The sequence below is a fragment of the Lysinibacillus sp. FSL K6-3209 genome (genome assembly GCF_037976175.1).
GTDB classification, from domain to species: Bacteria; Bacillota; Bacilli; order Bacillales_A; family Planococcaceae; genus Lysinibacillus; species Lysinibacillus sphaericus_D.
Map to the genome: position 1 here is coordinate 2966856 of NZ_CP150264.1, position 17428 is coordinate 2984283.

The 17428-nt window shown below is 37.7% G+C and carries 14 protein-coding genes; 2 read left to right on the forward strand and 12 right to left on the reverse strand.

Annotated elements, in window-relative coordinates:
• Nucleotides 1-14 precede the first annotated feature (14 nt).
• The 3 genes from dnaG to MHH88_RS14455 form a co-directional block, all read right to left on the reverse strand.
• Nucleotides 15-1847: a DNA primase gene (dnaG, locus tag MHH88_RS14445; protein WP_339263076.1), complete on the reverse strand. Its 1833-nt coding sequence runs from the start codon at nucleotides 1845-1847 to the stop codon at nucleotides 15-17.
• Nucleotides 1848-2055: 208 nt separating this feature from the next.
• Nucleotides 2056-2868, reverse strand: coding sequence for a pyruvate, water dikinase regulatory protein (locus MHH88_RS14450; RefSeq protein WP_069513531.1), 813 nt, complete (start codon nucleotides 2866-2868; stop codon nucleotides 2056-2058).
• A gap of 18 nt (nucleotides 2869-2886) precedes the next feature.
• Nucleotides 2887-3519, reverse strand: a complete 633-nt coding sequence (locus MHH88_RS14455) for a helix-turn-helix transcriptional regulator (protein WP_024363022.1) — start codon at nucleotides 3517-3519, stop codon at nucleotides 2887-2889.
• 480 nt (nucleotides 3520-3999) lie between these two features.
• Between MHH88_RS14455 and MHH88_RS14460 the strand changes: the two genes are divergently transcribed.
• Complete coding sequence (locus MHH88_RS14460; RefSeq protein WP_103976209.1) at nucleotides 4000-5385, forward strand: glycine--tRNA ligase; 1386 nt, start codon at nucleotides 4000-4002, stop codon at nucleotides 5383-5385.
• A gap of 491 nt (nucleotides 5386-5876) precedes the next feature.
• Here the strand turns inward: MHH88_RS14460 and MHH88_RS14465 are convergent, their stop codons facing one another.
• Together MHH88_RS14465 and MHH88_RS14470 are read right to left on the reverse strand one after the other, a co-directional pair.
• Entirely contained in the window at nucleotides 5877-6632 is a 756-nt protein-coding gene (locus MHH88_RS14465) for a GNAT family N-acetyltransferase (protein WP_339263078.1), read from the reverse strand.
• Between the two features lie 95 nt (nucleotides 6633-6727).
• On the reverse strand, nucleotides 6728-8458 hold the full coding sequence (locus MHH88_RS14470) for an HD domain-containing phosphohydrolase (RefSeq protein WP_339258930.1): 1731 nt from the start codon (nucleotides 8456-8458) through the stop codon (nucleotides 6728-6730).
• A gap of 722 nt (nucleotides 8459-9180) precedes the next feature.
• On the opposite strand from MHH88_RS14470, the gene MHH88_RS14475 reads away from it, so the two are divergent.
• Nucleotides 9181-10608, forward strand: a complete 1428-nt coding sequence (locus MHH88_RS14475; protein ID WP_339258932.1) for an S-layer homology domain-containing protein — start codon at nucleotides 9181-9183, stop codon at nucleotides 10606-10608.
• A gap of 29 nt (nucleotides 10609-10637) precedes the next feature.
• Here MHH88_RS14475 and recO read toward each other — a convergent pair whose 3' ends face one another.
• The 7 genes from recO to MHH88_RS14510 all read right to left on the reverse strand — a co-directional run bounded on the left by recO (nucleotide 10638) and on the right by MHH88_RS14510 (nucleotide 17427).
• Complete coding sequence (gene recO / locus MHH88_RS14480; RefSeq protein WP_069513527.1) at nucleotides 10638-11432, reverse strand: DNA repair protein RecO; 795 nt, start codon at nucleotides 11430-11432, stop codon at nucleotides 10638-10640.
• Between the two features lie 165 nt (nucleotides 11433-11597).
• Nucleotides 11598-12515 (reverse strand): GTPase Era, encoded by a 918-nt coding sequence (gene era / locus MHH88_RS14485; protein WP_025220028.1) that lies wholly within the window; start codon nucleotides 12513-12515, stop codon nucleotides 11598-11600.
• A complete protein-coding gene (locus MHH88_RS14490; RefSeq protein ID WP_081328040.1) occupies nucleotides 12502-12915 on the reverse strand; it encodes a cytidine deaminase in 414 nt (137 codons plus the stop codon). Before MHH88_RS14490 ends, era begins: the two co-directional genes overlap by 14 nt.
• Before the next feature lie 242 nt (nucleotides 12916-13157).
• A complete protein-coding gene (locus MHH88_RS14495) occupies nucleotides 13158-13508 on the reverse strand; it encodes a diacylglycerol kinase family protein (protein ID WP_339258936.1) in 351 nt (116 codons plus the stop codon).
• Nucleotides 13509-13982: an rRNA maturation RNase YbeY gene (ybeY, locus tag MHH88_RS14500; protein ID WP_069513522.1), complete on the reverse strand. Its 474-nt coding sequence runs from the start codon at nucleotides 13980-13982 to the stop codon at nucleotides 13509-13511.
• 9 nt (nucleotides 13983-13991) lie between these two features.
• Complete coding sequence (locus MHH88_RS14505; protein ID WP_069513520.1) at nucleotides 13992-16112, reverse strand: HD family phosphohydrolase; 2121 nt, start codon at nucleotides 16110-16112, stop codon at nucleotides 13992-13994.
• A gap of 358 nt (nucleotides 16113-16470) precedes the next feature.
• On the reverse strand, nucleotides 16471-17427 hold the full coding sequence (locus tag MHH88_RS14510) for a PhoH family protein (protein ID WP_069513518.1): 957 nt from the start codon (nucleotides 17425-17427) through the stop codon (nucleotides 16471-16473).
• Nucleotide 17428 lies beyond the last annotated feature (1 nt).

Sequence of the window (17428 nt, forward strand, 5' to 3'; positions counted from 1 at the left end):
ACAACCGAATCGGGTTAAATCGCCGATAACGATTTTCTTAAATGAATAATCTGTTGGGCGATTTCAAGTGCACGCGCATACTCGTGCATCTTCTCCGCTTCCTTTGACTCATGCATCTTTTGATGAATTTCCTGCTCAATTCTATATTTTTGAAGCTGTCGAATAGAATCTGTAACCTCTGACTCTGATTGGTCTGGATCCCTTTCCACTAAAGCCGCTTCCATCACAATTTTGCGTAATTCAGCGTCATCTAATATCTCTACAAAACGCTGATAATCTGGATGACCATATTCCTCATAAAATCCTACCAATCGAACAAATACAGCCATATATGCATCTCGTACAAAAGGCTCTTTTTGCTCACTACGTAATACCCTGTCCACTACATCTATATTATGAAGCATATGAGCCAGTAATAAACGTTCGGCACGTTCTGCTGCGTCCATAGGCTTTTGTCGCTGCGTGACTGGCATCGAAGGTGTATGCGTTGGCATTTCCACTTTCGCAGTGCGTACCTGATTTGCCTCTAGTTTTCGGAATTGGGCATAAATCGCTTCTTCCGAAATCGTTGTTTCATTCGATAGCTGTCGGATATACAAATCTCGTTCAATCGGTGAGGAGCTACCCACTAATTGTTCGAGTACTTCTTGAATATATTGAAGCGTATCATTTTCAAACTGAAAATTCTTATTTCGTCTAGCATGCATCATCATAAAAGCAATATACGTATGTGGATTTTCCAAAATCTGTTCCTTAAAAGCCTGTCCACCTAGACTTTGAATATACTCATCAGGATCTAGTTTATCTGGTAGCACCGCAACATTCACTTTCATGCGCTCCGTTTGTAGTAACTGTGCCGCTCTTTTCGCCGCATCAAATCCAGCGTTATCACCGTCATAGCAAATCGTAACTTGCTCTACTAAGCGTTTTAGCTTTGTGATATGCTGATTCGTAAGCGAAGTACCCATAGTTGCTACGGCATTTGTTACACCAACTGAAGTGGCAGCTAAAACATCCATAAAACCTTCCATCAACACTACTTGACGATTTTTTCTAATAGAGGTTCGTGCTTTGTCTAGGTTATATAGCACTTCACTCTTTTGAAAAATTGGTGATTCTGGACTATTTAAATATTTTGCCTCTTCACCTGTCGATGACAAGATTCGCCCTGAGAAGGCAATAATTTTACCATTCTCATCACGAATTGGAAACATAATACGCCCTCGAAAACGATCAAAATAGCGTTCTTCTCCTTCACGTTTGATTACTAGACCACTATCTGCGATTTCTTGTAAGTTATAACCTTTTCTTTCAAGCAATATCGTTAATGCATCAAAGCTTGGGAGAGACCATCCAATGCTATTAGATTCGATAAGTTCCCTTGTAAATCCTCTTTCTAGTAAATAATTTAAAGGCTCTTCCCCATCTTCTGTGTTCAGCAATAAATGATGAAAAAAATCTGCCGCAAAGGCATGGGCTTCTTTCATCCTTTCTTCCGCTTTTGAAATCTTTGTCGTCGCTTGAGGCAAAGTTGGACCAACATCTAAATGTACGCCCACACGTTCACCTAGTTTGACGACTGCATCTGGGAAAGAAATCCCTTCGATATCCATGACGAAAGTAATGGCATTACCACCTGCACCGCAACCAAAACAATGAAAAATCTGTTTGTCTGTTGACACAGAAAAAGATGGCGTTTGTTCTCCATGAAAAGGACAGAGACCAAACCAATTGCGCCCGCGCTTTGTTAGCTGCATATATTCGCTAATAACATCGACAATATCCGATTGTGTACGAATCTGCTCAATTACTTCTTCTGGTATTTTCCCTGCCAAATTCATCACCATCTTTAATTTACGTTCTAGAACACAATTCGATATCCGTTTTAAAAATCCTTTATTTCTCGACAAAAAAATAGGATTTTTCTCTTTTTAAATATTTTTACCACAATTTTATTATTATAAAACAAAAATTAGTATTTATCTATACCAATTTCAAAACCGACTCAAAAAAACCGCCTCTACTACCCCGAGGTGGTTTACACAATTTGGTTTCTTATTTACAGCTTGCAAGCTGTTCAATAATAATATTCGCCGTTTCCTCTACAGCTTTATTCGTTACATCAATCACTTTACAACCTATTTTCTCAACAACTTGTTCAAAATGTTGTATCTCCTCTAAAATGCGTACATGCTGAGCATAGATAGCATCATCATTTAATCCTAACGTCATTAATCTTTCTTTTCGTATCGAATTTAATTTATCAGGCGAGATAACTAAACCAAAGCATTTTTTTGGATCAATTTTAAATAATTCTTCTGGTGGCGCGACCTCCGGGACTAATGGTACATTTGCCACCTTATAACGTTTATGTGCTAAATACTGTGAAAGAGGCGTTTTTGATGTACGTGAAACACCCACAAGTACGATATCAGCTAGCAATAAGCCTCGTGGATCTCTGCCATCATCATATTTCACCGCAAATTCTATCGCCTCAATTTTTTTAAAATAGTCGTCATCAAGTTGATGCACAATGCCCGGTGTCTCTAATGGCATTTCTTCCATAAATGTTGCCATTGATTTCAACGCTGGTCCTAAAATATCTACAGCATGTACTTTTTCTTTCTCACATAAATCATGTAGTAATGTACGCATGTCTTGTCGAACAAGTGTATAGACAACAAATGCCTTCTGTTTCGCAGCGAGGCACACAATTTTTCGAACAAGCTCCTCTGTTTGAATATGTGGAAAGCGCCGAATAATCGTATTTTCCAAGCCTGGTCGGAACTGGCTAATTACCGCTTTGGCTACTTGATCCCCAGTTTCGCCGACTGAATCAGATACAACAAAAACTCGTAGTCTTTTCATGCTGTTCCCCTTCAATTTTTAGACATTTTGCGCAAGCGAAAGGAAAGCACGTGTAATGGTCGTTTTAGTGAGACGACCTACAATCGTCAATCCACCCTCTTGTGGCTCGATTACCGGTAATGAATCTACTTCTCGTTCTATTAGCTTATTAGCTGCAACAACTAACGAATCGGATCTTTCACAGTACGAGATATTTGGCATTCGTGTCATAATAATATGTACAGGAATTTTATTTAAATCCTGCGTGCCAATACTTGTACGCAGTAAATCTTTACGAGACAGAACACCTGTCAAAAATTCGTTTTTATCGACAACGAAAAGGGTTCCGACATCCTCTGAAAACATGAAGCAAATGGCATCATATACTGTCATTGTTTCAGGTACAACAACAGGTCCAGAGTGAAAATCTTTAACTTTTAAATTGTTAATGCTATCCGTTAATGTTACGGATGTTTTTTTACCAGAATAGAAATAACCAACTCTTGGTCTAGCATCTAAAAAGCCAGCCATTGTCAAAATGGCTAAATCTGGTCTTAAAGTCGCTCTTGTCAGATTGAGACGTTCTGCAATATGTTCCCCTGTTATCGGGCCGTTCTCTTTCACAATTTGTAAAATGTCTTCCTGACGTTTATTGAGTTCGATTGGACTCACCGCCTCAAATCTAATAGTGTTATACTTATGCTCAATTATTATATACTATTTTAATGGTTATTGCGAAGAAAAGAACTACATGCTACAATATTGACACAGACGCTTGCTCTCTATGTATTTTCGAGCAATCTTGCGTTATACAGGCGATGATAGGAAAAAAGTATCTGTTCATTTATTTAGCGAGTAGAAGATGGTGAAAGTCTACATAGCAGCAGAGAAAGGCACTCCTTGAGCTAACTTTTTGAAAAGAGGTTTTAAACAAAGCGTTTAAAACAATCAGGGTGGAACCGCGGGTATTAGCACTCGTCCCTGGGCATTTTCGTGCCCGGAGACGGGTGCTATTTTTATTTCAGATATGGCGAATTCTTATTTCCAACAAATATAAAGGTAATCTCTTATTTTTGTTTTAAATCAATTCGTCCTATCAGACAGTTACGTTTCACTCAAATGCAAGGAAAAATTACAAAGGAGGCTATTATTATGGCTAACAAATCAATGGAAACAATTGTATCTTTAGCAAAGCATCGTGGCTTTGTCTTCCCAGGTTCTGAAATCTACGGAGGTTTGGCAAATACTTGGGATTATGGTCCACTTGGTGTTGAATTAAAAAACAATGTCAAAAAAGCTTGGTGGCAAAAATTTGTCCAAGAATCTGAACATAACGTTGGGATTGATGCAGCTATCCTGATGAATCCAAAAGCATGGGTTGCATCTGGTCACGTTGGCAACTTCAACGACCCAATGGTAGACTGTAAAGCTTGTAAAGCGCGTCACCGTGCAGATAAAATCATTGAAGATGCTGCACTAGCAAAAGGTGATGAAATTATCGTTGATGGTATGACATTCGATCAAATGAAAGAAACAATGGTGAAATACGATGTTGTCTGCCCTGATTGTGGCAAAGCAGATTTCACTGATATTCGTCAGTTCAACTTAATGTTTAAAACATTCCAAGGTGTAACAGAATCTTCAACAAACGAAATTTTCCTTCGTCCAGAAACAGCACAAGGAATTTTCGTTAACTTTAAAAACGTACAACGTTCTATGCGTAAACGTACACCATTTGGTATTGCACAAATCGGGAAGTCTTTCCGTAACGAAATTACGCCAGGGAACTTTACATTCCGTACTCGTGAATTTGAACAAATGGAGCTTGAATTTTTCTGCAAGCCTGGTGAAGATCTTGAGTGGCATGCTTATTGGAAAGAATTCTGTAAAAACTGGTTACTGAACTTAGGTATGAAAGAAGATTCTATGCGTCTACGTGACCACGAGGAAGATGAATTATCGCATTACTCAAATGCAACAACTGATATTGAATTTAAATTCCCATTCGGCTGGGGCGAGCTTTGGGGTGTAGCTGATCGCACAGACTACGACTTAAAACAACATATGGAACATTCAGGCGAAGATTTCACTTATATTGATCCAGTAACAAACGAGCGCTATGTACCATATTGTATCGAACCATCTTTAGGTGCTGACCGTGTAACATTAGCATTTTTATGTGACGCCTACGATGAAGAGGAGCTTGAAGGTGATGACAAACGTACCGTATTACGTTTCCACCCTGCTTTAGCACCATTTAAAGCAGCCGTTCTTCCACTTTCTAAAAAATTATCTGATGAAGCAGCAGATGTATGGTCAGCGTTACGCAAATCATTCCCTGTTGATTTTGATGAGTCTCAATCAATCGGTAAACGCTACCGCCGTCAAGACGAAATCGGTACGCCATTCTGTATTACATTCGATTTCGATTCAAAAGAAGATGGTCAAGTAACTGTTCGTCATCGTGATTCAATGGAACAAGTACGTATGCCAATCGCGGATGTAAAAGCATATATCGAAAAGCATCTTCAATTTTAATTCAAACGATTAGCTAAGTTTTAAGCAAATCAAACGGCTAAAAAAAGAAAGAGACTGGGACATAACTAAAAAAATTTAAGGAACAGAGGAAAGGTGTTCATAAATTTTTGCTATATGGAGACCTTAGCTATTCTTGCTTTTGCAATTAATAAAAAATTAGAAGTGTTCACTAGTTGTTGGTAGCGGAGGCGGTGACTCCTGCGGGAACAGCACATAATGTAAGACGCAACAGACCGCGCGTTAGCGAGGGTTGCGGCTTACGGTGTGCCCGCGGAAAGCACCGTCGTAGCGGACAACAACGACATAGCAAAAAAGTGTTAGATTGATTGGGTTCAATCTAACACTTTTTCTCTTATGTCCCAGCCTCGTTTTTGCTATGCTGTGTTGTCCGTTACGGCGATGCTTTGCGGGTACACACGAACGTCTCAACCCTAGTGTATGTTTAGTTGTATACTAGAGTCACTGCCCACCTCCGCTATTACAATTAGACCTTACTTTTGTAACGCTTTTAAACGCTTTATCGCCGAATGTACAGTAAGTCTATGAAAAGCTAGTAATTTCCCTTTATAGATGACCCCATAGACACCATAAGGGGTAGGAGAAAGTCTTAACAATTCTTCTCTATTTTGCACATCAATGATTTCAGCATGAATGCCTAGTTTTTTTGCAGCCTCTACAACATTATCCGTTGCGATATCTACAAAGGGACATTGAGGTGTTCGGAATACTGTTAGCTCCTGATAAGATGCTAGGCGCTTATCCCAATCGTTCGGAAAGTATGGGTTTGGTGCATTTTTGAACTTATAAACGAGCAATTCAAACCCATTTGGTGCCTGCTCTACTTCTTTAAAGTTATGTTTTAAAAAAATTTGCTTACTCGGAACCCACGAACTATTTGGGTTTGTAATGACAATGACACCTGATTTCTGTTGTTTTTTTGCATCTTCTAAACAACTATCAATCAATTGAGAAGCATAGCCCTTTCCAGTCATACTTACCCATAAACAATGAATCACAACATAGTTTTCACCGAACACAACCCTTGAAGAATACTCGATTGGTGTATACTCAATAAAACCTGCCTGCTTATTATTGTCCATTATTTTTTTATACTTTAATCCTTCATGAAACCTTTGATAAAGCCAGTTACTTTTATTTATATATCCTGTGGCATGCGGATTACTGCGTAGACAAAAGCAGCCACTTTGAACAATATTTTGTTCATTCAATTCGATGATACTTTCAATTGCCAACCGAACTCCCCCTCAACAATAGCAGCGTACTTATAAGCTTATAAAAAAACCAAATCAAGTATTGATTTGGTCGTCATAAATATCTTGCTTTATGCTTTTAACGATATAAATAATCGCTCTTGCATTTTTTCTTCAAATAGAAACTTTTTCATACTCATCCCTACTAAGTTTACTAATAGTTCCTCAATATCACTTAGAGAGTAATAGAGAAATGTCCCTTCACGCATAGGACGCACTCGTTTGTCTATCGTCAATTCTTCCTCAATAAAATAGGCAACATTGACTCCACAATGCTCCATTAGTTGCGTAATGCGCTGATCATCTCCCGGATTAATAAAGAACGGTACAATTTTGTCAATATACAAAATACTCTGAACAAGCTTGATGAAAAAGTTTTCTCGAACAGCCGTTTCGACAACTAAAATAGTTGTTTGCTCATGCTGATAATCCATGTACAAAACATTTAATTGTTCTTCCAACAATTTATTTAATATGAGTATAGAATTTTTATATTTCTTCATATCAGTTTGTATTTCTCTCGTTAGTAGTCGAAGAATACGAAAAGCTGGTAGAAAAATTTTTAAAACAATTTCTTTCGGATGAAGATGGTCAATCAATTTACTGAAATGTACCCTTAAAGAAACTTCATCATTACGTATCAATTGCTCGATAAATAAATTAAAAATCTCCTCAAAACTATTGGCACGATAATCAATCATTTTAACAATCTTGACACTATAATTCAGCGGTAAGTTCATAGACGTTTGTTCATCTAGTAACTTTACTTTCGGTAATGTTGGGAACATATCATAGACAAGCTCTACTTGTGCACTTCGATTATCAGATAGTAACACAACTGAGTTTACTGGATAGATACCAAGACATTCTACAAATTTGTTCATAAACTTCTCATTATATAAATGCCGATCACGATATAGAACAGCTAAAGCATCTGTTGCACCATATCCAGAATGGTATACACGCTTTGAGGTCATTGCTGAATAGACATCAATAATTTGTAATAACTGAACACCTTCACTCATCTCATCTGCACACAGTTGGTTAGGGTACCCTTTTCCAGCAAAGCGTTCGTGGTGATCGCGTGCCAAGTAAGCAATATCAGCTTCACCATTTTCTATAAGAAGCTCATAGCCTTTCGTCGTATGTGTTTTGACTATATCAAATTCATCTTCGGACAGCTTTCTTTTTACACTTAAGATTTCTTGTGGAATAAAAACTTTGCCGATATCGTGAAATAAATAACCTCGTGCAAGCATCTCAATGTCTGTTAAGCCTAATTGTCGGGCAAAAATCGTTCCAAGAACAAAAACATCAAATGAATGGACAAATGAGTATTCATCCCACTCCTTTAAACGCATAAGCAAATCGTAGCGATGCTTTTCTGCTAAAATCCGTTCAAATATGCCTCTGACATATGCCGTATCCTGCATACTTTTTAATATTTGACCATAACGTAATTCATGTACAACATTTTCTAACGTTGACATAAATAGATTACTAACCGCTACTTGATATTCATCTATTTCTTCATTTTTCTCCAAGAGTGGTGCAAAAATATCTTCGTATTCCATTGCACGTTGTATACTTAAATCATGAACAATTCTTACTGAATCTGATGATAGGTAAACTGACAATTCTTCTACTTTTCTAAGTTTAAGTAATGCAATAATTCTTTCAGTTAGCACTAAATCTTTTTTAGCTAATAGGCGATACTCGGAAAAAATATCTTCTGCTAAAATATCACCGGCTTCTACTTCATCAATACATAATATCACTTTTTTTAGCATTTTATCAGCCACACACGCATGGTTAGAGCATTATGTGACCTCCCTCCCTTTTCCATAGGACTGCATTAATCTAATAACGTACAACAGTACGTTTTGCTGATAGAGGCATGGTTTTAAAATAGTTTGAAATTACATTCCTAAACTTTAATTCGCATAATTATACAAGAATAATTAATATTACATTTCTTTGTATCTTTACAATATCATAGGTTAAAATGCCTTTTCAACTAGTATATGGGGCTTAAATGATTAGTTAATACTATGCATATATTATAAACCACCTAAAAATTAGTTATTTGTTCTTATTTATTTTATTTATTTTTATCGATATTGAGACAACGTTATATTTCATTTGACCTATTTAAAAATATAGATAAATGTATATTTATAAAAAATAACCATTTTTCTATTAATATAAAGAATGGCTTAAAAAACAAAAAATTTCTCACTAAATGTTATCTACTAATCTTTTTTTCCTAGTAGCAAAAGCTCATTGCTATTTATATCTCATAATTCCCATTTTATAGTGGATAATATTCCCTCTATTCTCACCTTCAACAATTTGTTATAAATATATTATTATAGTTAATCTTTTATGTTAAAGTACGTATTTTTAACAATACATAGTAATACCAACCATTCACAATCAATCGTCCGGAAGTTTGAAACTGTACATAGGAAGGATTTTTACTAGAAAAAAGCAAGCTATAAAAATGGACATTGGAGGAAACAAATTGAATACACATCGTTTTTATCAAATGGTTATGGCCGCAACTATCGCAACGAGCGCCATTGTCATAGCACCCCCAGCATATGCTGCTTCATCATTCCCCGATATAAATCCCTCTACAGAGGATGGGAAGGCAATTATAAACTTAGCAGAGCGTGGAATTATATCCGGCTACCCAGATGGCACGTTCAAGCCCGCAAATTTTATTACCCGTACACAGGCTGCCAAAATTTTAGCAGGCATTTTACATCTTGATACTGTTCATGTAACAAATCCTAACTTTAAGGACATTACTCCTGACAATGAAAACTACGGTGCCATCGCTGCACTAGCAGAAGCAGGAATCATCCGAGGCTCTAATGGGTATTTCAACCCAACGAAACAAATTACACGAGGTCAATTGTCAAAAATGATTGTCAAAGGTTTTGATTTAACAATTACTGATGATATTGATATCCCCTTTACGGATGTAAAAGCTGGCAGTGAATACGAGCCATATATTCAAACATTATTTTCTAATAACATTACAAAAGGCACGACACCGACTACTTTTGGTCCCCAAAGTTATGTAAAACGTTCTCAACTTGCTTCTTTTGTAGTAAGAGCAGAAAACACTCAAAATAATGCTACGATTTCTGCAAGTCGTTTTAATCAAGATTATATTTTCGCTTCTTATGGTGGAATTGAACCCGCAGAGGATATTTTCACATGGGATGATGAAGAGATTATGACAAATACCATTACGATTAAACCTTTAAAAGAAGGTACTGGTAAATTAGTTATTTCTGGTTTTAGCGAAGAGACAGAAGAGTTCACAGATTTCTTTTTCTTAGTTCATGTAAAAACTGTAGACGGCAAGCTACAAACAACGCTTGAAGAAGTAAATGAAGAAGACTATTTAGAACATCTACCGCTCAACTTAAATGAAACAGATTTAACGTTCACACCTACAGAAGTAAGTATACAAACAGCGGATGGACAAGCTTTATCTTCAGATTCCTATGCACTAGAAACAAAAGATAATGGTACAACACTATCCATTTTTAAAGATGGACAATACTTATTAACTTTCACAAATGGTACCCAACAACAAATAATGGCGGCTGATGTATATACGTATGATTTTGTACGTAGTATTGACCTTTACGAACTAACGGACGAACTAACATTTACAAGCGATTATTTTACATTTGAACCAGTGCAAGTTGCATTAGAAGATTTAGATGATGATTCTGATCCAACTTACAAAGTACCAGTCAAAGCAGTACTTAATGGAAACAAATTGATTGTAACACCCTTAGCAGAGGGCAATGCCATGATACATGTAACTGGAAAAAATGGAGAAACTGCATATTTAAATGTTGAATTTATGAAAATTGCAGGTAAATGGGCAACTTATTACGATTTATACGATGATATGGAAGATTACTAATTCATCATGTAAAAATGCCAGAGGGTACATTAATTGTCCTCTGGCATTTCTGTTTTATCTTTAGATGGTCTTAACTGTAATTCAGGTGTTCTTTCTAATTGCTCAATAAATTTCTTTGTTTTAAAGCGGATCCCCGTCTGTTCCTCATAAATCGTGGTAATAATTTTTTTTATGAAATATTTTGTTTCTTTTTTCAATTCCAGTTTACCAATCTGATCAATTGGCACGGTATAAAACATGCGGATTAACTTTAACTGTGTTGGTGTTAAACGAATGATATATGGATCATGCTGATAACAGCGGTGGCATAGGAAACCTCCTTGTGCAAAGGAAAAGGCAAATTCTCCATCCACTGCACCGCAAGAAGCACAAGCATGTAGTATCGGTTGCACACCCGTATAAGGGAGCATTTTCCACTCTACAAAAAGGGTAATGGCTTCTGGATCATAGCCATCTTCAATTGCTTGTAATGCTTGCAAGAGTACTTCAAATGCAAAAGGTTCTGCTTTTCCCTCTTCCACTACACGTTCCACTAGTTCCATAATATAGCTCGCATAGGCTGTCGCTATAATATCCTCACGTATATGACGCATTGAATTGAGATGCTCTCCCTGTTGCAAAGTGCCCATACCTGTATGATGCTGCACCATAAACATACCATATGTAAAGGGCTGTGTTACGGCTGATAATCTGCTTGAAGGCTTTTTGGCCCCTCGCGCCATCGTTGCTACTTTACCAGCCTCTCGCGTTAGTAGCGTCACAATTTTATTGGATTCCCCGTAAGCACGCACCTTTAGCACAATACCTTCCCATTTATAAAGCATCCATCCCCCTCCTTTTTTCAAGTTTTCCATGAAAATAGAGCTCTCCAAACATATTTGGACAGCTCCGTTTTCCCTCTTCTGAATCAAGCATTACTTCAACTGTTTGTCCACTTCAACAACTCGATAAGGAAGACTTCGTTGAAGAATCAAGCTATGTGAAGAAAATTAATATTCATCATCGCGGAATCCAAAGTCACGAAGATGTGTCGATTTATTACGCCAATCCTTTTGCACTTTTACCCATAGCTCTAAATATACTTTAGAACCCAATAACATTTCGATATCTTTACGAGCTCGGATTCCTACTTCTTTCAGTAATGCTCCACGCTTCCCAATCACAATGCCTTTTTGAGAATCACGCTCTACAATAATTGTCGCAGCTACACGAATTTTCCCTTCGTTTTCTTCATCACGACGAATTTTATCAATGACTACTGCAATGGAATGCGGAATTTCCTCACGTGTTAAATGTAACACTTTTTCACGAATCAACTCGGAAATGATAAAGCGCTCGGGGTGGTCTGTTACTTGATCGGCAGGATAATATTGTGGGCCTTCAGGTAAATATTTAGTAAGTGTTGCTAGTAAGTTTTCAACATTATTACCTTGCAGTGCTGAAATCGGCACAATTTCCGCAAAGTCATAACGTTCCTTATAACTGTCGATAATACCCATTAATTCATCTGGGTGCACTTGATCGATTTTATTTATGACTAGAAACACAGGCGTTGGATTACCTTCGAGCATTTCTAAAATAAACTCGTCACCTTTTCCAAGCTTTTGCTCCGCATTTACCATAAACATGATAACGTCCACTTCACGCAATGTATTTTTAGATACTTTTAACATGAAATCGCCTAGCTTATGCTTTGGCTTATGGATTCCTGGTGTATCAATAAAAATCATTTGGCTATCGTCTGTTGTTAGTACACCTTGTACTTTATTTCGTGTTGTTTGTGGCTTATCACTCATAATGGCAATTTTTTGACCAATGACCCTGTTTAAAAATGTAGATTTCCCGACATTTGGTCTTCCTATAATTGAGATAAAGCCTGACTTATAGCCAGTGTTATTTTCCAGCATTCTCTAAATCCTCCGTTGTAAATGCAAACGGTACTAATTCGCCAACTGACGTTACCGTGACATCACCTTTTAAATTTGTTAAATAGACAGGCATAGTTGGTGGGCAAAACTCCACCATCACTTGGCGACAAGCTCCACAAGGCGCACAAGGGCCTTCCGTATCTGCTACAATCGCAATTGCCTCAAAATCATAAACACCTTCTGAAATAGCTTTAAAAAACGCCGTACGCTCCGCACAATTTGTCATACTATAGCCAGCATTTTCAATGTTACAGCCGTGGATGACATCGCCATTTTTAGTCAAAAGCGCAGCTCCTACTTTAAATTTCGAATAAGGAACATATGCCTTCTCGCGTGCTTTTTTTGACTCTTCTAGTAATGCATGCATATCTATCTTCATCTATGCTAATTCTCCTCTACATAAAAAATCAAATATGCCTCTTTTACTAGGCACTATCCATTACGCCACAACGTAATTGCGTCTAGATTCTTTCGAGCATGCTTGAAAAGCGCCTCTACAAAATCTGTGACATTTGCTGGGGTTTTCAATTGATTTTTGCCAGCGTTTAAACCACACATGCATAAGAGCATAATTGGCATTTATCCTCACTTAGCGAAGTGGTAGCTTGTAATGGAACTAAACTAAAACCATTTCGGTATAAAGATAAGTAACCCGATTATAGCACTGAATACCGCAAATACAAGCACCGCACCCGCTGCAATATCCTTAGCTTGCTTAGCGAGTGGGTGAATATCTGTTGATGCTAGGTCTACAACTCGCTCAATCGCGGTATTAATCATTTCAAGCGCAAACATCAGTGCTATTAATAATAGCACAATCAACCATTCAACTCGTGATAAACCTGTGAAATAACCAGCAATGATAACAATGCACGCACTAAGCAAATGGGATCGAAAATTTTGCTCTTTACATGCTGTGATTATTCCTTCAAAAGCATATCCAAATGAACGTAAATATTTGCGTAAGTTCATTTAGTCACGTCCTAAGCCAAAAGTTTGTAAAATCTCCTCTTGTTTGCCGAACATCACCTTTTCATCTTCAGGTACCATATGGTCATAACCTAATAAATGCAAGAAGCCATGGACAGCTAAAAAGCCCAATTCTCGTTCAAATGAGTGCCCATATTCTTCTGCTTGTTCCTTAGTGCGATCCGTGGAAATTATAATATCACCTAAAATGCGTGGCATGCCTTCAAATGTTACTTCCATTTCTCCCTCGCCTAACTCTTCTAGCGCGAAGGAAATCACATCTGTTGGTTGATCTTTATCGCGATATTCTCGGTTAATTTCTTGGATAGCCTCATTTGTGACAAAAGTTACTGATACTTCTGTTTCAGGTTCTATCTTTTCCACTTTTGCAGCATGCTGTAAAAGCTTTTCTACAAGCTCCATATGTTGTGCTGTCACTTCATTTGTTTCATCTGTAAAATCAATCGTTAAAATCATTAGTGCCTCCTACTTATCTGCCTTTGGATATTCAATACGAGAATGGAAAATCCCATTCAACGTCTCACAAAGTACTTGCTCTATACATTTTAACTCTTTTATTGAAATATCGCATTCATCAAACTGATGATCTTGTACACGGTCATCAATAATTGCTCGAACGAGTTTATGAATTTTCTCAGCATTTGGCTCTTTCATCGAACGCACCGCTGCTTCCACACTATCAGCAACGCTTATTACAGCGGCTTCCTTCGTTTGAGGTTTTGGTCCTGGGTAACGGAATTTTGCCTCATCTATTACTTTTCCTTCTTCCTTCGCTTTGTAAAGGAAAAATTTAAGTAGACTTGTACCATGATGTTGTAGCGCAATATCAATAATTTCTTGTGGCATTTTATAACGTCTTAGCATATCAGCACCATCAGTTGTATGCGCAATAATTATTTCAGCACTTGTTTCTGGAGGCATGGAATCATGCGGATTCATACCTGACATTTGATTTTCAATGAAGAAAGCTGGTCGTTTCGTTTTGCCAATATCATGATAATAACAACCTACACGAGCCAGCAATCCGTCCGCACCTATCGCTTCGCATGCCGCTTCAGCTAAATTCGCTACCATTACACTATGATGATATGTTCCCGGTGTCTCCATTAGTAGCTTTTTCAGCAATGGATGATTTGGATTGGAAAGCTCAATGAGACGTAATGTGGAGAGCAAACTAAATGCTGACTCAAAAAACGGCAATAGTCCCATTGTTAGCGCACCAGATAGTAGAGCTGATAATATCGCGGCTATAAAGTAAAACAATAGCTCAGATAATCCATAAGATGATTGTGTCATCAATAAATAAAATGCGATAAAGCCCATATTTACAACGGAAATTACGGCAACCGCCTGCATAATATGCGAGCGCTTTTCTACACTACGCATAAAGAATAAACTCGCAAAGCCACCAAATATGATATACAAAGTAATTTCCATCTGCATTACAGAGGAATATCCTTCTTGGAAAATAACCCCTGCTGAAGCAGCTGTCATGACGGTAATAAGGACTGCAGCTCGATCATCAGCGAGCAGACGTACAAGCATTGTAGCTAAAGCTGTTGGGAATAAAAAGGCAATTGTTACATCAAACCCATCCGCCACTAAGCTTATAAACTTCATTAACAAGATAGAAAAACTATACACAATAACTGTTACGAGCAATGCATTGCGCTTTTTCTGTTCTTCTATTTCCCAACGATCAAATAAAATATACATAAATATCATTTGAATGAACGTTAAAATAATTAGCCCTGCAATCGGTTTCAGTGATGCTTTATTACTCACCATACCAAGTAGCTCTAACTGGCGATAAGCCTCATTATCAATAATCTGACCTTCTTGTACGATGATTTGACCTTGTAGAATACGTGTTGGTTCAACTGCTTCCTTTGCTTGTTCTATTCTAACTTTCGTTTGTTCCTCATTAATGGTTTCGTTTTCGATAATACTAGCACGTCCAATTGATACGACGGTACTTAAAATCCTATCAGGATAGCCACGCTGTCCACGTATTTTGGTTTCAAAATCATTTTGAGCAGCTAACACATTTTCTTTTCGAATTGATTTTTCTAGGTATTCCTGTACAAGTTTTGATAGTTGTATGCTTGTTCGCTTTAAATCTGCTTCACTTTGTTGTAATAAGCCTTCTAACTGTGCATCGGTAAAGACGACAGGCATTTGATCCACATCAATGGATTCTAATTTTTTCCGGAGCTTTGCCACTTGGTCGACAGTTGCAACAGGGTCCTTACTACTTTCGACATCCTTTTTCACTTCGAGAACATAATCAAATAAAGACGTCACGATTGCTACACGTTGCTTAGCGACGTCTTCAGAAAATTGATAGACGGGCGTAACTGCGTTAGCAGCCTTTTCTCGTTCCTGCTGTGTCTTCACGGTATCTTCGATGGTTTTCGTTGATCTTACTGTTTCTGACGCAAGTTGCAACGGTTTAAAATCATATGTAACACCCTTTACATTGCCATACATAAATGTAAATTGTAATGCTCCTGTAAGGATGAGAACGACAATCAAAAAGTAGCGGAATCCAATAAGCTCCGTAATTTTCTGAAGTTGTTTCTCCATTTGGCACCTCCCCTATCTATCTTCTATCATACCAATTCAAAAAACATTTTTCCCGAAAAATGTATAAAGAAAGCAAAAAAACAGCTATACGTATATGTATAGCCGTCACATTTAACCTTAGATATGCATAATTCGCTGACCTGCCGCTTCGCTTTCGGTACAGACTTTTCTATCGTTGTACCTGCCGCTTCGCTTTCGGTACAGACTTTTCTATCGTTGTACCTGCCGCTTCGTTTTCGGTACAGACTTTTCTATCCGTTGTACCTGCCGCTTCGTTTTCGGTACAGACTTTTCTATCGTTGTACCTGCCGCTTCGCTTTCGGTACAGACTTTAAAATAACCGCCTAAGGCGGTTATTTTAAAGTTGTTGCTCTTCATAAGCTTGGATGATTTTTGCTACGACTGGATGGCGGACAACGTCGCCTTGCTCTAAAATTTGGAAATGTATTGGTTTGACATATTTTAACGTGCGTTCCGCAACAATCAATCCTGACTCTGTATTTTTAGGAAGGTCAATTTGCGTTTTATCGCCAGTAATAACCATTTTTGAACCAAAGCCAAGACGTGTTAAAAACATCTTCATTTGCATATGTGTTGTATTTTGTGCTTCATCTAAAATAACGAAAGCATCATCTAACGTACGTCCTCGCATATATGCTAAAGGCGCGATTTCAATCGTTCCTCGCTCAATAAGGCGTTGTGTTTGTTCCGAGCCATAAATATCGTTTAAGGCGTCGTAGAGTGGACGTAAATATGGATCCACCTTTTCCTTTAAATCGCCTGGAAGGAAGCCCAATGACTCTCCTGCTTCCACTGCAGGACGAGTTAAAATAATACGCTTTACATGCCCATTTTTAAGCGCTTGTGTAGCCATTACTACCGCTAAATACGTTTTTCCGGTACCTGCTGGACCGATACCGAAAACAACGTCTTTGTGACGAATCGCTTGTATGTATTCTCGCTGACCAATTGTCTTAGCACGAATTGGTTTCCCTTTTGTCGTGCGTGCAATTTCTTCATCGTAAAGTTCTGCAAAATATTCAATTGTTCCTTTTTGTGTCATTTCAATAGCGGTTGCTACATCGCGTTGGTCGATATTAATGCCTTTGCGAATAACTTTTAATAATGCATGTAAAAGATATGTCGCTTGTTCTTTTGCTTCTTCTTCACCCGCAAGCTGAATTTGCTCACCGCGTGTAATAATATGAACGTGAAGTGCCTCTTCAATCAATTTCATATTCGCATCAGATATACCTAGTAACATGACCGCTTCATTTGGATTATCCACTTGTAATACAGTTAAATGTTCTGACATA